This is a genomic window from Caldicellulosiruptor changbaiensis, from assembly GCF_003999255.1.
In the GTDB taxonomy this organism is placed as follows: domain Bacteria; phylum Bacillota; class Thermoanaerobacteria; order Caldicellulosiruptorales; family Caldicellulosiruptoraceae; genus Caldicellulosiruptor; species Caldicellulosiruptor changbaiensis.
Window position 1 is genome coordinate 113,266 of sequence record NZ_CP034791.1, and the last position, 17,947, is coordinate 131,212.

The 17,947-nt window shown below is 35.4% G+C and carries 20 protein-coding genes; 15 read left to right on the forward strand and 5 right to left on the reverse strand.

The window, feature by feature from the left end; translation table 11 throughout:
* Window positions 1–12: 12 nt before the first annotated feature.
* The 4 genes from ELD05_RS00490 to ELD05_RS00505 form a co-directional block, all read right to left on the reverse strand.
* Window positions 13–1,893, reverse strand: coding sequence for a hypothetical protein (locus ELD05_RS00490; RefSeq protein ID WP_127350900.1), 1,881 nt, complete (start codon window positions 1,891–1,893; stop codon window positions 13–15).
* Window positions 1,894–2,328: 435 nt separating this feature from the next.
* On the reverse strand, window positions 2,329–3,015 hold the full coding sequence (gene queC, locus ELD05_RS00495; protein WP_127350901.1) for a 7-cyano-7-deazaguanine synthase QueC: 687 nt from the start codon (window positions 3,013–3,015) through the stop codon (window positions 2,329–2,331).
* Between the two features lie 35 nt (window positions 3,016–3,050).
* Window positions 3,051–3,425, reverse strand: a complete 375-nt coding sequence (locus tag ELD05_RS00500) for a RidA family protein (protein WP_039767037.1) — start codon at window positions 3,423–3,425, stop codon at window positions 3,051–3,053.
* Between the two features lie 41 nt (window positions 3,426–3,466).
* A complete protein-coding gene (locus ELD05_RS00505; protein ID WP_127350902.1) occupies window positions 3,467–3,865 on the reverse strand; it encodes a zinc ribbon domain-containing protein in 399 nt (132 codons plus the stop codon).
* 166 nt (window positions 3,866–4,031) lie between these two features.
* Between ELD05_RS00505 and ELD05_RS00510 the strand changes: the two genes are divergently transcribed.
* Entirely contained in the window at window positions 4,032–4,226 is a 195-nt protein-coding gene (locus ELD05_RS00510) for a MoaD/ThiS family protein (RefSeq protein ID WP_127350903.1), read from the forward strand.
* A gap of 21 nt (window positions 4,227–4,247) precedes the next feature.
* Window positions 4,248–5,159 (forward strand): TIGR00269 family protein, encoded by a 912-nt coding sequence (locus tag ELD05_RS00515; protein WP_127350905.1) that lies wholly within the window; start codon window positions 4,248–4,250, stop codon window positions 5,157–5,159.
* Window positions 5,160–5,228: 69 nt separating this feature from the next.
* On the opposite strand, the gene queE is transcribed toward ELD05_RS00515, so the two are convergent.
* The gene (queE, locus tag ELD05_RS00520) at window positions 5,229–5,882 is read right to left on the reverse strand and encodes a putative 7-carboxy-7-deazaguanine synthase QueE (RefSeq protein ID WP_127350907.1); all 654 of its coding nucleotides are present in this window, start codon (window positions 5,880–5,882) and stop codon (window positions 5,229–5,231) included.
* Window positions 5,883–6,618: 736 nt separating this feature from the next.
* Between queE and ELD05_RS00525 the strand changes: the two genes are divergently transcribed.
* The 13 genes from ELD05_RS00525 (at window position 6,619) to spoIID (ending at window position 17,912) form a co-directional block, all read left to right on the forward strand.
* Entirely contained in the window at window positions 6,619–6,882 is a 264-nt protein-coding gene (locus tag ELD05_RS00525) for a hypothetical protein (protein ID WP_011915721.1), read from the forward strand.
* Entirely contained in the window at window positions 6,872–7,501 is a 630-nt protein-coding gene (locus ELD05_RS00530) for a nucleotidyl transferase AbiEii/AbiGii toxin family protein (protein WP_127350909.1), read from the forward strand. Before ELD05_RS00525 ends, ELD05_RS00530 begins: the two co-directional genes overlap by 11 nt.
* 67 nt (window positions 7,502–7,568) lie before the next feature.
* On the forward strand, window positions 7,569–7,976 hold the full coding sequence (locus ELD05_RS00535; protein WP_127350910.1) for a DUF1284 domain-containing protein: 408 nt from the start codon (window positions 7,569–7,571) through the stop codon (window positions 7,974–7,976).
* A 68-nt stretch (window positions 7,977–8,044) separates the two neighbouring features.
* Window positions 8,045–8,992, forward strand: coding sequence for a biotin--[acetyl-CoA-carboxylase] ligase (locus ELD05_RS00540; RefSeq protein WP_127350911.1), 948 nt, complete (start codon window positions 8,045–8,047; stop codon window positions 8,990–8,992).
* Window positions 8,993–8,999: 7 nt separating this feature from the next.
* Window positions 9,000–10,127 (forward strand): dihydropteroate synthase, encoded by a 1,128-nt coding sequence (gene folP / locus ELD05_RS00545; RefSeq protein WP_127350912.1) that lies wholly within the window; start codon window positions 9,000–9,002, stop codon window positions 10,125–10,127.
* Window positions 10,128–10,149: 22 nt separating this feature from the next.
* Window positions 10,150–10,347 carry a DUF3006 domain-containing protein gene (locus ELD05_RS00550; protein WP_011915726.1) on the forward strand — a complete coding sequence of 66 codons (198 nt, stop codon included), beginning with the start codon at window positions 10,150–10,152 and terminating at the stop codon, window positions 10,345–10,347.
* Between the two features lie 30 nt (window positions 10,348–10,377).
* Entirely contained in the window at window positions 10,378–10,848 is a 471-nt protein-coding gene (gene folK, locus ELD05_RS00555; RefSeq protein ID WP_127350913.1) for a 2-amino-4-hydroxy-6-hydroxymethyldihydropteridine diphosphokinase, read from the forward strand.
* Between the two features lie 18 nt (window positions 10,849–10,866).
* The gene (locus ELD05_RS00560; protein WP_127350914.1) at window positions 10,867–11,652 is read left to right on the forward strand and encodes an SDR family oxidoreductase; all 786 of its coding nucleotides are present in this window, start codon (window positions 10,867–10,869) and stop codon (window positions 11,650–11,652) included.
* Between the two features lie 19 nt (window positions 11,653–11,671).
* Window positions 11,672–12,226: a Uma2 family endonuclease gene (locus ELD05_RS00565; RefSeq protein ID WP_127350915.1), complete on the forward strand. Its 555-nt coding sequence runs from the start codon at window positions 11,672–11,674 to the stop codon at window positions 12,224–12,226.
* Window positions 12,227–12,256: 30 nt separating this feature from the next.
* Complete coding sequence (locus ELD05_RS00570; protein WP_127350916.1) at window positions 12,257–13,609, forward strand: coiled-coil domain-containing protein; 1,353 nt, start codon at window positions 12,257–12,259, stop codon at window positions 13,607–13,609.
* A gap of 56 nt (window positions 13,610–13,665) precedes the next feature.
* Entirely contained in the window at window positions 13,666–14,334 is a 669-nt protein-coding gene (locus ELD05_RS00575) for a PspA/IM30 family protein (RefSeq protein WP_127350917.1), read from the forward strand.
* A gap of 214 nt (window positions 14,335–14,548) precedes the next feature.
* The gene (locus tag ELD05_RS00580) at window positions 14,549–16,855 is read left to right on the forward strand and encodes a SpoIIE family protein phosphatase (protein ID WP_127350918.1); all 2,307 of its coding nucleotides are present in this window, start codon (window positions 14,549–14,551) and stop codon (window positions 16,853–16,855) included.
* Window positions 16,839–17,912, forward strand: a complete 1,074-nt coding sequence (spoIID, locus tag ELD05_RS00585; protein ID WP_241243547.1) for a stage II sporulation protein D — start codon at window positions 16,839–16,841, stop codon at window positions 17,910–17,912. Before ELD05_RS00580 ends, spoIID begins: the two co-directional genes overlap by 17 nt.
* Window positions 17,913–17,947 lie beyond the last annotated feature (35 nt).

Sequence of the window (17,947 nt, forward strand, 5' to 3'; positions counted from 1 at the left end):
TTCCCACCTTTTTTAGTTTTCATCTTCAAAATCTGTATTGTCTCTTAATTTTCTCAAAGGCTTGGCCAGAGGAAATCTTTTTTCTTCTATGTCAGAACTTTTTATAATTCCTTTTGCAAATCTCAAGAGAGTCTTTGCGCTTCTGTCAGCTTTATGAAGCGGTTCAGGATAGCCTATAACTTCTGGAAAATGATTTTTTGTAAGAACGCTCAAAAAATACATATTCATTGCTTGTCCCCAATTTGTATAGGTTTTATCTAAGTGTATAAATGGGCAAAGGGCACCTAATGTAGGTGAGTCTATTAATGTATTTTCCAAAAAATTTTTGTCAAGGCTTGGGTGCAAAAGCCTTTCTATAAAGATTGCATGTCCCATTGAAGGGATTTTTTTCTTTCTACTGATGAAAAACTGGGCAATGGATTTTGCAAATATCCTGTCATCTGCAACAATGTGTCCTTTTACGCCAGTTATTTCGCCTTTTTCATTCACAAAAAGAGTTGAAAGTGCAGAGTCAAATTCTACAGAAGACCAAGGCGAGTTGAGATTGCGATTAAAGTATGCGTAGTTTTCAAAAAGCAATCTGTCGCTGCACAAAATGGGTATAGGATATTTTTCCATTTTTTCTTTCATTTCAGCTGATAACAAATTGCTTGCGACGAGGAGTTTAAGATAGTTTCGCGAAAAATATCTGCTTTGTGAATCCTTTGCAATTCCAACAAGGAAGATATTGTTATCCCAACACTTTTCAATTAAAGCTCTTATTCCTACTGAAATTAAAAAGTTGATGTCGTCATGTGATATTACTCTTTTGAAATTTTGGTGCGAGGCATTTTGGTACGATGTGCCGCTGTCTTTGTAAAAATCTAACTCTAAGGATTTTGGGTCTTTTTTGATAAAAAGCTGAGAACAGAAATACTCAAAAAATTCAACTGTGTATTGCCAACAAAGATCAGGAGATGTATCCATTTGTATGCCGTCTTCTTTAATCGTTAGGATTTGGTTTCTTTCCAAAAACCGGGAAATTCGTCTTATATCTTCAATATTTTTCCCAGTTAGCCTGCAAAGCTCATCATAAGTAAAGGTGGTTTTTGTTCTGTCTTGGCTCATGGCTTGAGTGACTTTTGCAAGAAAATATGAATAATCCCTGTACTTCTTTTTAGATGGCACAAGCAACTGATAGTTAAAAGGATGGGATAGCGAAACAACCACATTACTAATTTTTATGGTATCGTTTCTGAACCTATGACCTAACAATCCCAAGGATTTATAATTAACATATGGAATTCTCAAGAGAGAGCTTGGCATAAGGTCTAAAAGGATTATTTGAGGCATGTCAATTGTAGAGGACGATGCCATGTGGTATGCAAGGTAGATTTCTGCTAATCGCATAAGTGAAACGTGAAGGTTTAAAATCTCTTGATAATCTTTATCAGAACTTATGCCCAAGAACTTCTTTTCTTCTTCGCTTGCAATTAATTCAATTTCATAAGGCATAATTGGTATTTGGGCCATCATTGTAACATCTCTTGAAAAGTCCCATTTTTCATACTTGATTTTTTCCGAGTAAGGAGCAAGTATGATTTTTCCTCTTGCACCGTAGGCTCCAGCAAAAAATATTAGGTAATTTGAACTTTCCCATTTTGTACAAGTGCCATCAATTGCAACAAAGTTTATTTCTCTTTTTTGAAAAAAGCTTTCTATCTTTTGAGAAAGTTGATGTCTGAAAGTGGGGTTTGAAAAAAGACTATCCCATTCTATGGCAAAGTCAGGCATCACGTTTTCATAGAAGCCTGAAAGAGCTTGAAATATGCTACTTAAGTTTGTGTTAAATCTAACTTTAGACTGGGTAATTGAATTTTTCCAAAAGGAATACATTTGGGACAGTTTAGACATATAAAAATTCCCCAATATTTTTTCTATTTACCTAATATTATAATTGTTTTGACGAAAATGTACAGGGGGATTGTGATAAAAATGCGAATATTCAAAACAATTCACATTTTTAATTTATAATTATGAGGTGATTTTGATGAAAAAGTTTATAAATCATCGGACAGAAGCTTGATTTCTTGGAGAAGCAGTATAAACAAGAGAAGATTGAAAGCCAAAATATAGAATATCTCAAAAGAACAATGAGCTGCTTTTCGAAAAATCCCCTTATTGAAAGCTATCTGGAATAAGTTAGGAGATATTTTTGACATTTTAAGTGATACAAGTCTTAATACAAAAGATTCAGAGATAAAAGTTATTTTCTCCTGTGAAATGGGCAGATAAAGTAAAATACAAGAGGCTGTCCACTTTGAAATATGTGTGGGCAGCCTTATTATTTTAGTTTTCTCTTGTTTTTTGGTCCCAGTCAATTTCTATTTCGTATTCAATAGGGTCTTTTACCCCTATCTTTTTAAAGGCTTCTATTCGCTCTGTACAAGTTCCACATCTTCCACATGCTTTTTCACCGCCTTTGTAGCAGGACCAGGTGAGAGAGTAGTCAACACCAAGTTTTAGCCCAATCTTTAGAATATCCTCTTTTTTCAAGTCTACATATGGAGCTTCAAGCTCTACAATTTGATAGTCACAAAGAAGAATTGATCTTTTCATTGCCTCAACAAATTCTTTTCTGCAGTCAGGATAAATAGGATGGTCGCCAGCATGTGCTCCATAGAAGAGTTTTTGTGCTTTTAAGGATATTGCATATGACGTTGCCAAGCTTAAAAAGACCATATTACGATTTGGAACAACTGTCTGCTTCATGCTCTCATCTGTGTAATATCCTTCAGGCACTGACCAGCCACTTTTTGTCAAGGCTGATGGTGCTAAGTCTGCAAAAAAAGATATATCAACAATCTTGTGTGGAACTTTCAAAAGTTCACAGGTTTTCTTTGCAAATTCAAGCTCTTTGGAGTGTTTTTGACCATACAAAAAGCTAATAGCATAGGTTTCATATCCTTGGTTTTTGACATCATAAAGTAGAGTGGTTGAATCCATTCCACCAGACAGAACAACAACAGCTCTCATTTTTTAAAATAGCCCTTCCTTTCTTTTTTAGCCTTTTACTTTGCAGCAATAACATCAACTTCAACCAACGCACCTGGCAAAAGCTTTGCTTCTACAGTTGTCCTTGCTGGATAGTTTCCTTTGAAGATGTTGCTATAGACTTCATTAAACTTAGCAAAGTCAGCCAAATCTGAAATATATACGTTTACTTTTACAACATCGTCAAAACAAAACCCAGCTTCTTTTAATATAGCTTCGATATTTTTAAAGACAAGCTCTGTTTGAGCTTTTATGTCATCACCTTCTATTTTGCCAGTTTGCGGGTTTATAGCAAGCTGGCCAGACACAAAAAGCATATTGTTAATCAAAACGGCATGTGAATATGGGCCGACTGGTTTTGGAGCGTCGTTTGCTACTATACACTTTTTCATTTTTTATCAGATCTCCTTTCTAAAGTAAGTCTTTAAAGATTTTATTCAAGTTTTTGACCACAATATGGGCAGTACAGGAAGTTTTTTAAAACTCTGTTTCCGCAGTTTGGACAAAAATCAGAGTCAATGCCTTCTTGGTACATTCCTTGCAAGTTTCTGAAAAGCTCAACATCAGCAAGGGTAATAGGCACATCTTTGCCATGCTCTAAATCATGTGCAAGTTGAGGGTTTGTAATAAGGTAAACTTTTGAACAACAACTTGTTTGAATAAAATATCTTGTGTTCCACCTCAAAACAGGTATAAAAAAGAAATGGAGATAGTTATAAACCTTAAAAAGAGTGTACGAGCCTTTGCGAGTGCAAAATGGGCATATTTCAACATCTATTTGACGAATGACTTTTGCCTTTTCTTCTATACCAAAGATTCCTATAAAGAACATCGACTTTAAACTCAGCTCCAGCTAAAATCTTCTTTTTATATTTTATCATTTTAATATATGTTTTCAACCACAGAAGAAAAAACTCCTCAAAAATTTTCATGATATAATTGAGGTATGCTATAATTAAAAAAGTACTTTTAATATTTTGTGTGGAGGGATCTTAAAGGTGACAGTGGTATTTGTTGGAACAAACAAACAGGTTACTATAAAAGGACCGAAAAGTGCCCAGCAGCTTGCAAAAGAGCTTGGGATAAGCTTAGAGTCACATGTTTTTATAAAAAACGGTGAGATTGTTGCTCCAGATGAAATCCTACAGGATGAAGATACAGTTGAGATAATCTCTGCAATCTCTGGTGGCTAATGAGAAGGGGGATTTGATTAATTGAAGTGTGTAAGATGCAAACAAAAAGCTAAAATTTTGCTCAAAAGACACAATGCAGCCTTTTGCAATGAGTGTTTTTTGTATTATTACAGAAATCAAGTAACTAAAAATATTCGCAAATACAAGATGTTTGACAAAAAGGATAAGATTTTAGCAGTAATCTCTGGTGGCAAAGACAGTATGGCTCTTTGGGATGTTCTGGTCAAAGAGGGCTACAATGTTGTTGCAATGTATATAAATCTTGGGATAGGTGAGTATTCCAACAGGTCGCAAAAGGTTGTTGAGAGCTTTGCAAGTAAAAATAACCTTCCGCTCATTGTAAAGGACATCAAAAAGGAGTTTGGACTTGATATATACAAGCTTTCAAAGACTTTAAAACGGAGTCCTTGTTCTATTTGTGGGTCGATCAAAAGATATTTGTTTAACAAGGTAGCATACGACGGTGGTTTTTCGGCTGTTGCAACAGGTCATAACTTGGACGATGAAGCGGCAACACTTCTTGGGAATGTCTTAAGCTGGGAAGAGGGGTATCTTGCAAGACAAGCGCCAGTGTTACCTCAAACTCATCCAAAACTCATAAAAAAAGTAAAGCCTCTTTATACTTTAACAGAAAGAGAAAACCTCTACTATGTGCTTTTGAACAAGATTGAGTTTTTGCATGAAGAGTGTCCTCATTCTGTGGGAGCACGTTCAATCCTTTTCAAAGAAGTACTAAATAAGCTTGAAGAGGAAAGCCCTGGGACGAAGCAAAGGTTTTTAAATGGTTTTCTTGAAAAGGGCAGAAGGCATTTTCAGGATGTGAGTGAAAAACTTGAACTAAGAGAGTGCAAAACTTGTGGCCAGGTCACAACAGTTGAGGAGTGTTCGTTCTGCAGGTTTGTAAAGATTTGCAACCAGCAACAAGAAACTTAAACTCAAAAAGGGCTGGCAGCTTTGAAAATCTAAAACGTCCAGCCCTTTGTTATTTGTTTTGGGCTATTTTTAAACTCCTTTTTCTCTATCTGGCCAGATTATCTTGTGAAGCTGAAGCTGCACTCTGCAGTTTTGAAGTTTATGTGATAGGATAAAACTCACAATTTCTTTTGGTTCAATTTTTCCATACACCGGACTGAAGTAGATATTGCATGAAGGTTCAAATAACCGAATTATTTCAAAAGCTCTTTCTAAATCCTGGTTTGTTCCAACAACAAATTTCAAAACGTCAGACTTTCCAAGATATTTAATATTTTCTAATAACATCTTGTCTTCCATTCCACTTGATGGACATTTGTAATCCATTGTGATAATAGCATTTCGGTTGACATATCTTATATCAACAGAGCCATTTGTTTCAATGTTAACTTCAAAACCTTCTTTAATAAGGCTATCAATAAGGTCGTGTATGTGAGGCTGTATTAAAGGCTCGCCACCAGTTAGCGTAACCCTTTTAAAACCTATTGAATTAACATATTCAAGGATTTGGTCAAGTGTTATTTCTTCATAGTCAGGGTTTTGTGTGGCATACCTTGTATCGCAATAAGAGCAGTTCAGATTACACCCTGCAAATCTCAAAAAGATAGCAGGAAACCCGCTTCTTATTCCTTCTCCTTCGATGCTGACAAATTTTTCTACAACTTTGAATTTGGCTTTTTTCATTTTATCACCCTACCAGTTTTAACATCCAGTGAAGAAAAGTGTTTTTGCTAAAAAGTAAAATTCTTTTTATGCCACAATTTTAAAGCATGACAAGCAAGAGACTATGGATTGATAAAATCAGCAGTGTAACTATTTTAATACATAAAAATTTAAATTTCAATGAAATATAAATATTCTTGGCAATATAAAACCACCTTGACCTTAAGCTGAGGTGGTTTTGAGAAAAATGATTTTACTTTTTATATCTAAGTTCCCAAAAGGTAGGCTACAAACCATTAAAGAGCTTGGATAACTCAATTTAATGTAGAAAAGGCAAGGAATATAAGCACCTCAACTCTTTTGGTTTATCCGGCAGCTGCTAATAATCTGAACAAGACCTTACTCTGCCACGGTGAAACCAAATACAATTTAAATCTTAAAAAATTGCCATTGGAGGTCGACAGAAACGACTTTTAGTCAAAATGGATATACATGCAAAAAAGATAAAAACTACAAGTGTGTAATTATAAACCGCTATAATTAAATATTAAATAAACATAGACAATGACTTCATTCATTTTATATTGAATATAACTTTCAGGAAAGTATATAATCAAGACAAGAGAAATTTATATAAAAAGAACAAAAAGGTTCAGAGATTATTATTTAGGAGCCTGTGCAGCAAAATGTTTTTGACCTCTGGACTTATGACATATAAGAGAGTGTATAATTTCATAAAGCTTTAGGGGTGATAAAGATGATAGAGACTACACTCAATGCCCAGACAGTAAATTACCTTACCGAAAGAGAACTTGCAGATATGATAAAAAATCAAGAGTTCAAGGAAGAATTTTCTGTGCAGATATATAACTTCTTTACCGATGTTCCACTGGAGGATATTATGCGATTTGTTATAAAATACAAGATTGATGAGAATATTTTATTACAGTACTATGAATCTTTTGTAAAAGAATTATATCCCAATAGAGAGTTAGAGGAGATGTTGCGAGATGTTATCTGAATTATTTAATAAGGCGCTACTTATTCTGGACTGTGCAAAAATACCTGAAGAAGAATGGACATTTGGTGGCGGTACAGCTCTTTCTTTGTACTTTCACCATAGAGAAAGCAAAGATATTGATATCTTTTTAACTGAAGCACAATATCTTCCATTTCTCTCTCCTCGGCTAAACGAAGTGGCAAGAGGAATAGTAGATGATTATACTGAGGCATCTAATTTTGTAAAGCTAAGGTTTCCAGAAGGAGAAATAGATTTTGTCGTTGCGCCATACTTAACCAAAGATTATTGTCAAATTATGGAAATTAATGGCAGAAAGGTGCGGCTTGAAACACCAGAGGAAATAATTGTCAAAAAACTTTTTTATAGGGCTGAAAATTTAAAAATTCGTGATATAGTAGATATTACGATTGTTTACAGAGAGAGAAAAACCAAGTTAAAACAATATTTTTTATTGATTTATCCAAAAATTAAAATTATTGAGCATCGATGGGATAAACTAAAGAAAAAATATTTTGAGGACATTGGCAAAATCAAAATATTTAACAAAAGCTTGATAGAACAAGTACCTTTGTTATTTAACCAATTTTTGGAAGATTTGAGGCAAATGTCTCAAATGTAATTTTGTACTTTGGGTGAAAGTGGTATAATTAAATTAAATCAATTGTAGGCGTTATAAGTCAAGTTTCATGATAGAATTAAGATTTCACCATCTTTTGTGTTTTCTTGGCTTTAGAGGACTTGGTTATAACAAGGAGTTTGTGGATAATTTTAGAAAGGTGTATGAGAAGGTTTTTACTGAAGGCCAAAAAGTCATACTTGTCACACACCCAGATGTTATATGCCAAAAATGTCCAAGACTTGTGGATGGTATTTGCACAGCAGAAGATAAGGTGGAAAACTTTGATGTAAAGCTTAGGGAGTTTCTTTGCAAAAACGGTATTAGCAATTTTGACAATGTTTTGCCAAGTGAGATTTACAAAGTTATAAAAAAGCTCTCAACCCAAGAATTTGAAGATATCTGCAGAAGCTGTGAATGGTTTTCGTTGGGGTATTGCAAAGAGGGGCTTTTGAAACTAAAAAGCGAACAAAATTAATAAGTTTAAAAGAAGCCTCCAAACAAAGAAATCTGATTCTTCAAAAAGGAAGGGATTTTTTAAAAGCCATGGACAAAAAGTCAATATACATATTAAAAAAACTCTATGAAGAGGACTTTGTCTCAGGCGAAAATCTCGCAAAAGAACTTGAAATCAGCCGTATGGCAGTAAATAAAAGAATAAAGAGCCTGCAAGAAATGGGCTTTGCAATAGCATCTTATAAGAAAAAAGGCTATCAGCTTGTTGACAAAGACATAATAAGAGTTTGGGAGATAGAAGATTTCATCTCAAAGTCTGAGTTGTTCAAGGATTTTTTATATTTTCCGCAAATAGACTCAACAAACAACTATGTAAAAGAAAATCAAGAAAACTTGAAGTCAGCAACGGTTGTATATGCAGAGAGACAGAATGCTGGCAGAGGACGGCTTGGCAGAAGCTGGACTGACTTAGAAAAAGGAGTTAAGATGTCTATTTTTCTGAGGCTTGAGGTCATTGACATAGAAAAGGTGGTTCCGCTTACACTCTTTACAGGGCTTATTGTCAACAGGATTTTGAGAAAGTATAAAGTTCAAAGTTTTATCAAGTGGTCAAATGATATTCTTTTGAATGGCAAAAAGGTATGCGGAATTTTGACAGAGCTTTCAGGTGAGATTGAAGGTGCGGGAAATGTCATCATTGGAATAGGTCTTAATGTGAATGCAGCAAGCCTTCCTGATGAACTTCTGGAGATTGCAACCACATTAAAGAAAGAGATAGGTATGGACTTTGACAGGACAAAAATAATTATTGAAATCTTAAAAGAATTTGAAAACGAGCTTGAGAATTTTAAAAAGTACGGTTTTTCCCACTTTAGGGATGAGTATAAAAGCTATTGCATAAACCTTGGCAGAGAGATTATCATAAATGGCGAGAAAAAGGCGTTTTGTAAAGACATAGGCCAAAATGGTGAGCTTATCTGTGTGCAGGATGGCAGAGAAATAAAAATCCAAACTGGAGAGGTGACAATAAGGTGGTGAAAATAAATTGAGACTTATTTCAAAAGATGCAAATATAAAGAAAATTATGTACCAAAAAGGATTTGATGAAGGGGAGATTTTAGATTTTGAAAAAAGAGCAAATAGTGTAGTTTTAAAATTTGAAAATATCAAAGATGTTTCGCACTTTGTAAAGCTTCTTTCAGACCTTGGTTATTATGTAGTTGTAAAAGATGATATTGCCTTTGCCACAACTTCAAAGTCTAATTTTGAAAGAACAAAGTGTTATCTTGCTGAGGAGGGTTTTGAGTGCAGTTTTGAAGCTGATTTTACTATTTCACAAAGAATGCTTCAAGCAAAAGACAAGGTCATAAATCTTCTTAAGACAAATGTGATGGGTATAATAAATGTCACGCCAGACTCTTTTTATGAGGGCTCAAGAGTTGACTTGGCTGGGGTTTCCCAAAAAGCACTTGAGATGATTCAAGACGGGGCAGATGTGATTGATGTTGGAGGAGAGTCAACAAGGCCATTTTCAGAACCAGTGCCAGAAGATGAGGAGCTAAAGAGGGTTATTCCTGCAATTGAAGCAATAAGAACTGTTAGCAAGGACATTCCAATCTCCGTTGACACTTATAAAAGCTCTGTTGCAAGAAAGGCAATAGAGGCTGGTGCTGACATAATAAATGATATTAGCGGTGGCACATTTGACAAAGACATGTTCAAGGTAGCAGCAGAGTATAATGTTCCTATTATTATCATGCACATAAAAGGCACGCCCAAGGATATGCAGCAAAACCCCTATTATGAAGATGTTATAGAAGAGATTTTGCAGTTTTTTGAAAAAAGGATTGATGAGGCACTCAAAGCAGGGGTTGAGCTTGAGAACATCATCTTAGATCCAGGGATAGGGTTTGGGAAAAGGCTTGAGGACAATTTAGAAATAATAAGAAGATGTGAAGAGTTCAAAGTTCTTGGAAGGCCAATTTTGATTGGTGCGTCAAGAAAATCTACAATTGGTGCTGTGTTAGGAGGGCTTCCACCTCAAGATAGGCTTGAAGGGACAATTGCAATTTCGACAATTTGTGCACTAAAGAGGATTGAATTTGTAAGAGTGCACGATGTGAAAGAGAACAAAAGAGCAATCTTGATGACAGAAGCTATTATAAATAGCTAAGGAGAGGAGATGTGGATAAAAAATGAAGGTTGTAATTGACAGGTTTGAAGGTAAGTTTGCAGTACTTGAGCTTGAAAATGGGAAGATTGTAAATGTGCCGATTGACATAATTCCTCAGGGTGCAAAAGAAGGAGATGTGCTTTTGATAGAAATTGACAAAAAAGAGACAGAAAATAGACAAAAGAGAATTAGCAAGCTTTTTGAAGAGCTAAAAGAATAAATCAGCACAAAAGGAAGGAAGTTATGGAAAGTGTCACAGAAGATAACTATTTTTTTAGGACTTGGGAGCAACCTTGGTGACAGGCAGAAGAATATAGAGATGGCAATAGAGTATTTAAAAGAAAAGGTAGAAATTGAAAAGGTCTCAAAGATTATTGAGACAGAGCCTTACGGGTATGTAGAGCAGCCAAAGTTTTTAAACTGCTGTGTAATGGGTAAGACACAGCTTTCACCCGCTGAGCTTTTAGATTTTGTGCTGAGTATAGAAGAGAAGATGGGCAGAAAAAGGCTTTTTAAATGGGGTCCGAGAAACATTGATATAGACATTTTATTTTATGACTCTGCTACAATAGACCAAGAGAATTTGAAAATTCCTCATCCGGAGTTACACAAGCGAGAGTTTGTACTCCTGCCGCTGATTGAAATAGCACCAGATTTTGTCCACCCAGCGTTTAAAAAGACAGTTCTTGAGCTCTACAGAGAGCTTAAAAATTTAATGTGAAAGGTGTGAAATTTGGGTATGGAATTTTTAAATATGCCAGAGTTTGAGGGCAAGATAGTTGTTATTACAGGTGCTGCCCAGGGAATTGGTCTTGTAACAGCCCTATCTTTTCTTAAAAATGGGGCAGCAGTTGCAGCAATTGACGTTGATAGAGAAGCAATTGAGGATGCAATGGAAGATTTTTTCAAAGGGTATGAAGGGAAAATACAGTTTTTTGAATGCAATTTAGCAGATGCGGAGGAGATTGAAAGCACTTGCCAGGAGATTGGTCGAAATTACAAATGGATTGACATTCTTGTAAACAATGCAGCAGTTTCTTCAACAAAGCCTATTTCACAGCGAACAGTTGAAGAGTGGGATTATGTGATAAATGTAAACCTTCGCGCACCATATCTTATGGTAAAGTACCTTTTGCCTTTCATGAAAGAAGGAAGTAGTATAGTTAATATTGCCTCAACAAGGGCGCTCATGTCAGAGCCTAACACAGAGCCTTATTCTGCATCAAAAGGAGGGATTTTAGCACTAACTCATTCTTTGGCAGTTTCACTCTCACCCAAGAAAATCAGGGTAAACGCAATAAGTCCAGGATGGATTGAAACCTCACCTTACAAAAAAAGAAAGTATCGCTACAAGCCAAATTTGCGCGAGATAGACCATCTTCAGCACCCGGCTGGCAGGGTAGGTAGACCTGAGGACATTGCAAATGCAATCTTGTTTTTGACATCACAAAAGAGCAGTTTTATCACAGGTACAAACTTAATTGTAGATGGCGGTATGACAATTAAAATGATATATGAAGAGTAAAATTGAAGGTGATTAGAATATGTTTGCTGAGAAAAAAAAGTGTACCTATGAAGAGTTTTTGAGAATTTCTTCTGAGAAAAGAGCAGAGTTTATAGACGGTGAGATTTATTATTTGGCATCTCCCTCTTTTGAGCACCAGATGGTAATATCAAAACTAAACATTGAATTTATGAGGTATTTTGAGGGCAGAGGATGTATTCCTGTAATATCACCATTTGATGTTGTGTTTGAGGACAAAGAGAAAAATGAGAGGCACGTTGTTCAGCCAGATATTGTAGTGATTTGTGACAAAAGTAAAATCACCGATGAAGGTTACAAAGGGGTTCCTAAACTCATTGTTGAAGTGCTATCGCCTACAACTGCTTCGGTTGATTATATTAAAAAAATGCAGCTTTACAGTAGGTTTGGGGTTTTAGAATACTGGATAGTAAATCCGCGCAACAAATCACTACAGATATTCGTTTTAGAAAATGGAGTATATATTGAACATATAGCACTTTCTCAAACAGGCATTGCTGTGTCAGCTGCCTTTGAAGATTTGAAAGTGAATATAGAAAATATTTTCAATTTCTAATGTTTATTTGGAAAAGAGAGGATTTTAAAGATGTGGGGAGGATTTTTCTCAAGTTTCGATGGAGATTCAGTAGAGATTCGCTTTTTAAAAGAGTTTTATATTCAAACATTCTTGAGCATCTTAGCCTTGATTGTTGCTATAGGTGCTGTATTCATAGCAATCTTAATCATAAAAAGAAGGCAAAAAAGGTTTGAGAGGCTGAAAAATCTCCAGCTTGTTGAGGAGTATTTCCAGAATATTTCAAAGAGGATTTTAGAGGCAGAAGAAAAATTGCCGTATTTAAAGCTAACTATGAGCTATAAGGACGTAGAGGAGAGGTTTAACAATGCAACTTTAAACTTTACTTATTTGAAAGAGTATTATGATGGGATAAAGAAAAGCTACTCAGAAAGTGAGCTAAAAACTTTTCTTAACATCTACAGAATAATAAAAAATGATTTGGATTTTATAGAAGAGGTCTTGAAAAACTCAGAGACAATATTGAAAAAAGAGATTGAAAGAAAAGAAAAGATTGACAGAGAGCTTGAGGCTGTTAAAAATAAGCAGGATTTAAAAAGTAGAATAAATGAAATATATGAGATTGTCTATTCAGAGGATGTTTTAAAAGAAAAAATAGAGGGTATAAAAAGACTTGATGAGAAAATAGAATATTACAAAAACTTGCCTGAGAACAAAAAAGAAGAGTATTTGACAAATTTGATTAGTTTTGTGACAAAAGAATTTGAAGAAAAGTATCCATTGATTTTAGCAAAATTGCCCAGGCTTGCGAAGAACATCAAAAAGGAATATGATGAGCTTTTGGCAAGGCTAAAAGTATCGGAAGATGTTGGGAGACTAATTTTAATTGAAGAGTTTTTAGACAGGTTTTCAAAACTTGACTCTGACCTTTTTAAAGAAAAGACTTATGAGAAAACTTACAACAAAGCCATTGTTGACAAATTTGCAGAGCTTAGGACAGAATACGACAATGTTGGTATGAAGTTTTACAAAATTGACCTGAAGATTGACCAAGTAGAAAGACTTATTCAAAGTGGTGCAAGACAAGAAGTAGTTGAAAAAGAGCTCGAGATTTTGAGTATGTTGATATCAAACTTCAAAAAAGATGTATCAGAGTGCAAAAGGCTTTTAGAGAGTTTTTCAAGCTTTTTAGAAAAGGCAAGTTCAAGGATATCAAACAAATACGACTTTAATATGTTAGAAAGTTATAAAGAGAGGCTGAAAGACCTTTATTATGAGTGTAACTTTGATGAGTTTAAAAAACGGTACATTGAGGCCGAAAACCTTGCACGAAATATTGTTTTAAAAAGCTTTCCTGACAGAAAAGAGGATTTTTTGAAAAGATCTTTTAAAGACTTTTTTGATGACTTTTTTGACAACTTCTAATCATGTGCTACAAATTTTGATTAAATAAAAATTTCAAAAACAGGGGGTAACTTGAAATGGGTGTTTTTCAAAAGATTGCTCAGCTGCTTAAAGCAAACATCAACGATTTGATTGAAAAGGCTGCCGACCCTGAAAAGATGCTCAATCAGCTCATTGAGGACATGGAAGACCAGCTTCAAAAGGCAAGGGCTGAGGTTGCAAATGCCTTAGCAGATGAAAAACTTTTGGAAAAGAAGGTTGAGGAGAACAAGAAGGCAGCCGAGGATTGGCAGAAGAAGGCTGAGCTTGCAGTTTCGAAAGGCGAGGATGAGCTTGCTGTTGAGGCTCTCAAGAGAAAAAGAGAGCATGAAAGACTTGCTCAGGAGTACCAGAAACAATATGAAGCTCAGCATGAGGCGGTTGAGAAACTCAAAAGTGGTCTTAAGATGTTAGAAGACAAGATTGAAGAAGCAAAGAGAAGAAGAGATTTGCTAATTGCAAAGTCAAAAAGGGCAGATGCTCAGATTACCATTACCCACACAATGAGCAAATTAACAGATACATCTGCGTTTGAGTCGTTTGAAAAGTACGCTCAGAAGATAGAGCAGAAAGAAGCAAGGGCACAGGCTCAAGAAGAGCTTCTAAATAGTACAAAGACATTAGAAGATAAATTTAAGGAGCTTGAAAATAGTGATGCAGATATTTTAGATGAGCTTCAAAAATTAAAAGAGAAGATGGGCAAATAAACGTAGAAGCTAAATTGTAGAGAAGGCTTTTGGGCTTTTTTAAAGGTGCGGGAGAGTAAAAATCCCGTACCTTTTTTATTTTTGGGCTTCTTTTTGGATTTTGTCGGAAAAAAGTTTTAGTAAACCTTCTGATTACAACACAAAGTGCCACAGTTTATGTTGTAGATTTTATGTTACACAAAAGATCATTTTAAAGAGGGGAGATTGATTTGCTTTGGACAAGATAGAGGTTTTGGAGTTTAAAAGACAAAATTTAAAGAAGGGACAGCCAGAAGGTTCAAAAACTCTATTTTTTTTCAATGCAGAAGAATATTTTCTTTTGATTTTGGCCTTTCTGCTTGGAAGGTGTGACCTTTTTTCAACAAGCTTTTTTTCAACTTCTTATCTCAGTAGCTTCAAGAAAAAAGACTACATCTACTATTTAGCGTCATTATTTTCCATCTTTGGGATAATTTCAGCTTTAAACAGGTCCTCAGTACTAAAATATGTAGTTTCAATCCTGGTAATTACTACTGTCAATCATTTTTTTGAATTTAATGTCTATATAAGAGCTGTAATTGCAGCAGGAAGTGTATTTGTTGGTGGAGTACTTTCAATTGGCATATTCAAAGGAGTGCCAGCAGAAGTTTTGTATCTTCTTTTAGAATCACTTTTTTGCTACTGCTTTGTACTTTTGTTTGAAAGGTTTTTTGACACTATAGAGTCAAAAAAACAGTTTTCAAGCGAGCAGGCGGCTATTACCATAGGAGTTCTGGCTCTTAGCTTTTTAGGGCTTAGCAGCACATTCGACTCTGTTGTGGATATAAAGAAGATTTTATTTTTCATCCTGCTTTTTACAATCTCTTTTGGCCATGGAATGATAATGTCAACTACAATGGGGTTTGTTGTTGGTCTTCTTGACAGTATAAAAGAGGGAAGCAGCATAGAGATGTCGTGTATCTTTGCGTTTGCGGCCCTTCTTGCCGGAGTTATGAAAGGTTTTGGCAAGATAGGAATAGCTTTGGGTGGTTTTTGTGGATATGTAATATCAGTATTTTACATATCCTCAAACCCAACTGTTAAGTTAAGAGAGATTTTGATTGCCTCAGCTCTGTTTTGCATATTTCCGCTTGAAAAGATTCTAATTAATAACAATAATGAAGGGGAGGAGATTCAAAAGATGATTAAGGAAAAAATTTTTGGTATTGCCTCTGTACTTGAAAACTTTGGAGACACCTCTTCTCAAAAGGTTATACCTATAATAAGCAAAGACGAAGCAAAGAATATTATTGAACAGACATGTCACAAACTTTGCAGTGGCTGCCAAAATCTTCAAACGTGCTGGCAGTACTGTTATACTCAAACCAATCATAACTTAAATGAGATAAAAAATATAATATTGAAGAAGGGAAAGCTTGATGAAAACGACATCAAAGTTTTTAAATTCATATGTTTTAAATCAAAAGAGTTTGTAGTTGTTGTAAATGGATTTTTGGAGTCTTTAAAGTACTCAAAACTTATGAGAAACGAGGGTGTTCAAAAAGAGAGCACGTTTAAAAACCAGATAGAACTTATAAAAGACATTGTGGTTGATGCTGCAAAGATGGTGGAAAAGGACCTAAAACAGGACAGGGGAACCGCTAAAGAAATAGAACTTGAGCTTTGCAGGTTTGGATATGAAGTCGAGAAGGTAGATTTTACGGTAGCTGATGATTATTTTCAAGTTGAGATTGAGCTTAAAGAAGGATTCAAACCGCCGCGAAAGAGAGAAATAGAAGAAATTGTAAAGGAGATTGTTAGATGCGATATTGAAATAATATCAGAGGTGCCAAAGCAAACTGGCGGTTATACTATATCTATCATAAAAAAACCAAATGTGAGAATTGACTATGCCATCTTTTCAAAAAGCAAAGAGAATGTAAATGGCGATAGAGTGTGCTTTTTGCAGCTAAAAGACGGCAAGTTTTTGGCTTGTATCTCAGATGGTATGGGGACAGGCAAGGCTGCCGCAGAAAACAGTTTTATTGTAATAGACGCACTCAAAAAGTTCACAAGCTTAGGGTTTGACAGGAAAATTGCATTAAAGTTTATAAACTCATTGCTTGCAATCAAAAACACCGAAGGATTCGCATCTGTTGATATTGTTTGCATAGACAGGTTCAGTCTTTCTTGTGAGTTTTTAAAAGCAGGTGCAATGCCAACGTATATCAAACGCGCAAATAGGGTTTTTGAAATTTCTTCAAACTCATTGCCTGTTGGGATTGAAACAGAGACTCAGTTTGAATATATAAATCACAAACTTGAAAAGGGTGACATGATATTTATGTGTTCAGATGGGCTTTTAGAGCTTTTAGGAGAGGATGGTCAAAAAGAACTTCTTGGCTATCTTTCTTCACATGAGTTTTTGTCAACCCAGAGCGCAACTAAACAAATCTTTGAATGGGCAATTTCAAATTCCTATGGTATCAAAGACGATGTGACAATAATTGTTTTAAAAGTTGGGGGTGCAAGTGAAAAGAAAGGTGATGAAAAGGCAAGTTAAGAAAGTTTTTGTTGTAGACAGGTTTCTCATGGTGGCTACTGTGGTAGTTTTACTCTTTGCAAACATTCTATCAAACTGGACAAACTATGGAAAACAAAATGTTGGAAAAACTCAGATTCCAGTTCCAGCTACAAAAAATAGGGGCAGCAAGGTTGTGTCAAGTAATTTTGAAGACAAAAAAAGTGACAGTTCAAAGAACCAGATTTATGTAAATGTACTCAGAAAAAGCACAAAAAAAGTTGAGAGAATGTCTTTAGAAGAGTATGTTATTGGTGCTGTTGCAGCTGAGATGCCGGCAGAGTTCGCAACCGAGGCACTGAAAGCGCAGGCAATTGCTTGCCGCACATATGCAGCACGGAAGATTTCAAAAAAGATGCTGCATGAAGGATATGAAAAGCAAAAGGTGTATCTTTGCGATGACTATTCTCACTGCCAAGCGTATATCGATATAAACCAGATGAAACAAAGGTGGGGCAAGAACTTTGACAAGTACTACAAAAAAATATACTTGGCTGTGATGGCAACAAAAGGCGAGGTTTTGGCATACAACGGGGAGATTATAGACAGTCTTTTTCACGCAGCCTCAGGTGGCAGAACAGAAGATGCCAAAGAGGTGTTTGGGCAGAGCGTTCCGTACCTGCAAAGCGTTGTTAGCCGTGGTGAAGAGGCATGTCCAAAATTCAGTGGCGAGTTTTATTTTCCTTATGATGAGTTTGTAAAAAGGATCAAGAATTTTTATCCAAACTTAAAGTTTGACACAAGAAAGATTTCTTCCCAGGTTAAGGTTTTACAAAGAACAAACACACAAAGGGTAAAGACAATAAAAGTAGGGAATGTCACCATGAACGGAAATGAGTTCAGGTCAATCTTTGGGCTTTATTCAACAGAATTTTGGATATACCCTCAGCAAAGGGGTATTGAAATAAAAACAAAAGGATATGGGCATGGTTTGGGTATGAGCCAGTGGGGTGCAAACTACCTTGCAAGGCAGGGGAAAAATTATAAAGAAATTCTCTTTTATTACTATAAAAATGTGAAGATTTGTAGGGTAAAATAGAGAATAATAAGATTTTTTGAAAAAAGGAGCAGGGA

Bases quoted from the DNA above. Each gene is read 5' to 3' on its own strand.
- ELD05_RS00490 (WP_127350900.1), bottom strand. From the start codon at position 1,893: ATGTCTAAACTGTCCCAAATGTATTCCTTTTGGAAAAATTCAATTACC.
- queC (WP_127350901.1), bottom strand. From the start codon at position 3,015: ATGAGAGCTGTTGTTGTTCTGTCTGGTGGAATGGATTCAACCACTCTA.
- ELD05_RS00500 (WP_039767037.1), bottom strand. From the start codon at position 3,425: ATGAAAAAGTGTATAGTAGCAAACGACGCTCCAAAACCAGTCGGCCCA.
- ELD05_RS00505 (WP_127350902.1), bottom strand. From the start codon at position 3,865: ATGTTCTTTATAGGAATCTTTGGTATAGAAGAAAAGGCAAAAGTCATT.
- queE (WP_127350907.1), bottom strand. From the start codon at position 5,882: ATGAAAAAAGCCAAATTCAAAGTTGTAGAAAAATTTGTCAGCATCGAA.
- ELD05_RS00525 (WP_011915721.1), top strand. From the start codon at position 6,619: ATGATAGAGACTACACTCAATGCCCAGACAGTAAATTACCTTACCGAA.
- ELD05_RS00530 (WP_127350909.1), top strand. From the start codon at position 6,872: ATGTTATCTGAATTATTTAATAAGGCGCTACTTATTCTGGACTGTGCA.
- ELD05_RS00535 (WP_127350910.1), top strand. From the start codon at position 7,569: ATGATAGAATTAAGATTTCACCATCTTTTGTGTTTTCTTGGCTTTAGA.
- ELD05_RS00540 (WP_127350911.1), top strand. From the start codon at position 8,045: ATGGACAAAAAGTCAATATACATATTAAAAAAACTCTATGAAGAGGAC.
- ELD05_RS00550 (WP_011915726.1), top strand. From the start codon at position 10,150: ATGAAGGTTGTAATTGACAGGTTTGAAGGTAAGTTTGCAGTACTTGAG.
- ELD05_RS00560 (WP_127350914.1), top strand. From the start codon at position 10,867: ATGGAATTTTTAAATATGCCAGAGTTTGAGGGCAAGATAGTTGTTATT.
- ELD05_RS00565 (WP_127350915.1), top strand. From the start codon at position 11,672: ATGTTTGCTGAGAAAAAAAAGTGTACCTATGAAGAGTTTTTGAGAATT.
- ELD05_RS00570 (WP_127350916.1), top strand. From the start codon at position 12,257: ATGTGGGGAGGATTTTTCTCAAGTTTCGATGGAGATTCAGTAGAGATT.
- ELD05_RS00575 (WP_127350917.1), top strand. From the start codon at position 13,666: ATGGGTGTTTTTCAAAAGATTGCTCAGCTGCTTAAAGCAAACATCAAC.
- spoIID (WP_241243547.1), top strand. From the start codon at position 16,839: ATGAAAAGGCAAGTTAAGAAAGTTTTTGTTGTAGACAGGTTTCTCATG.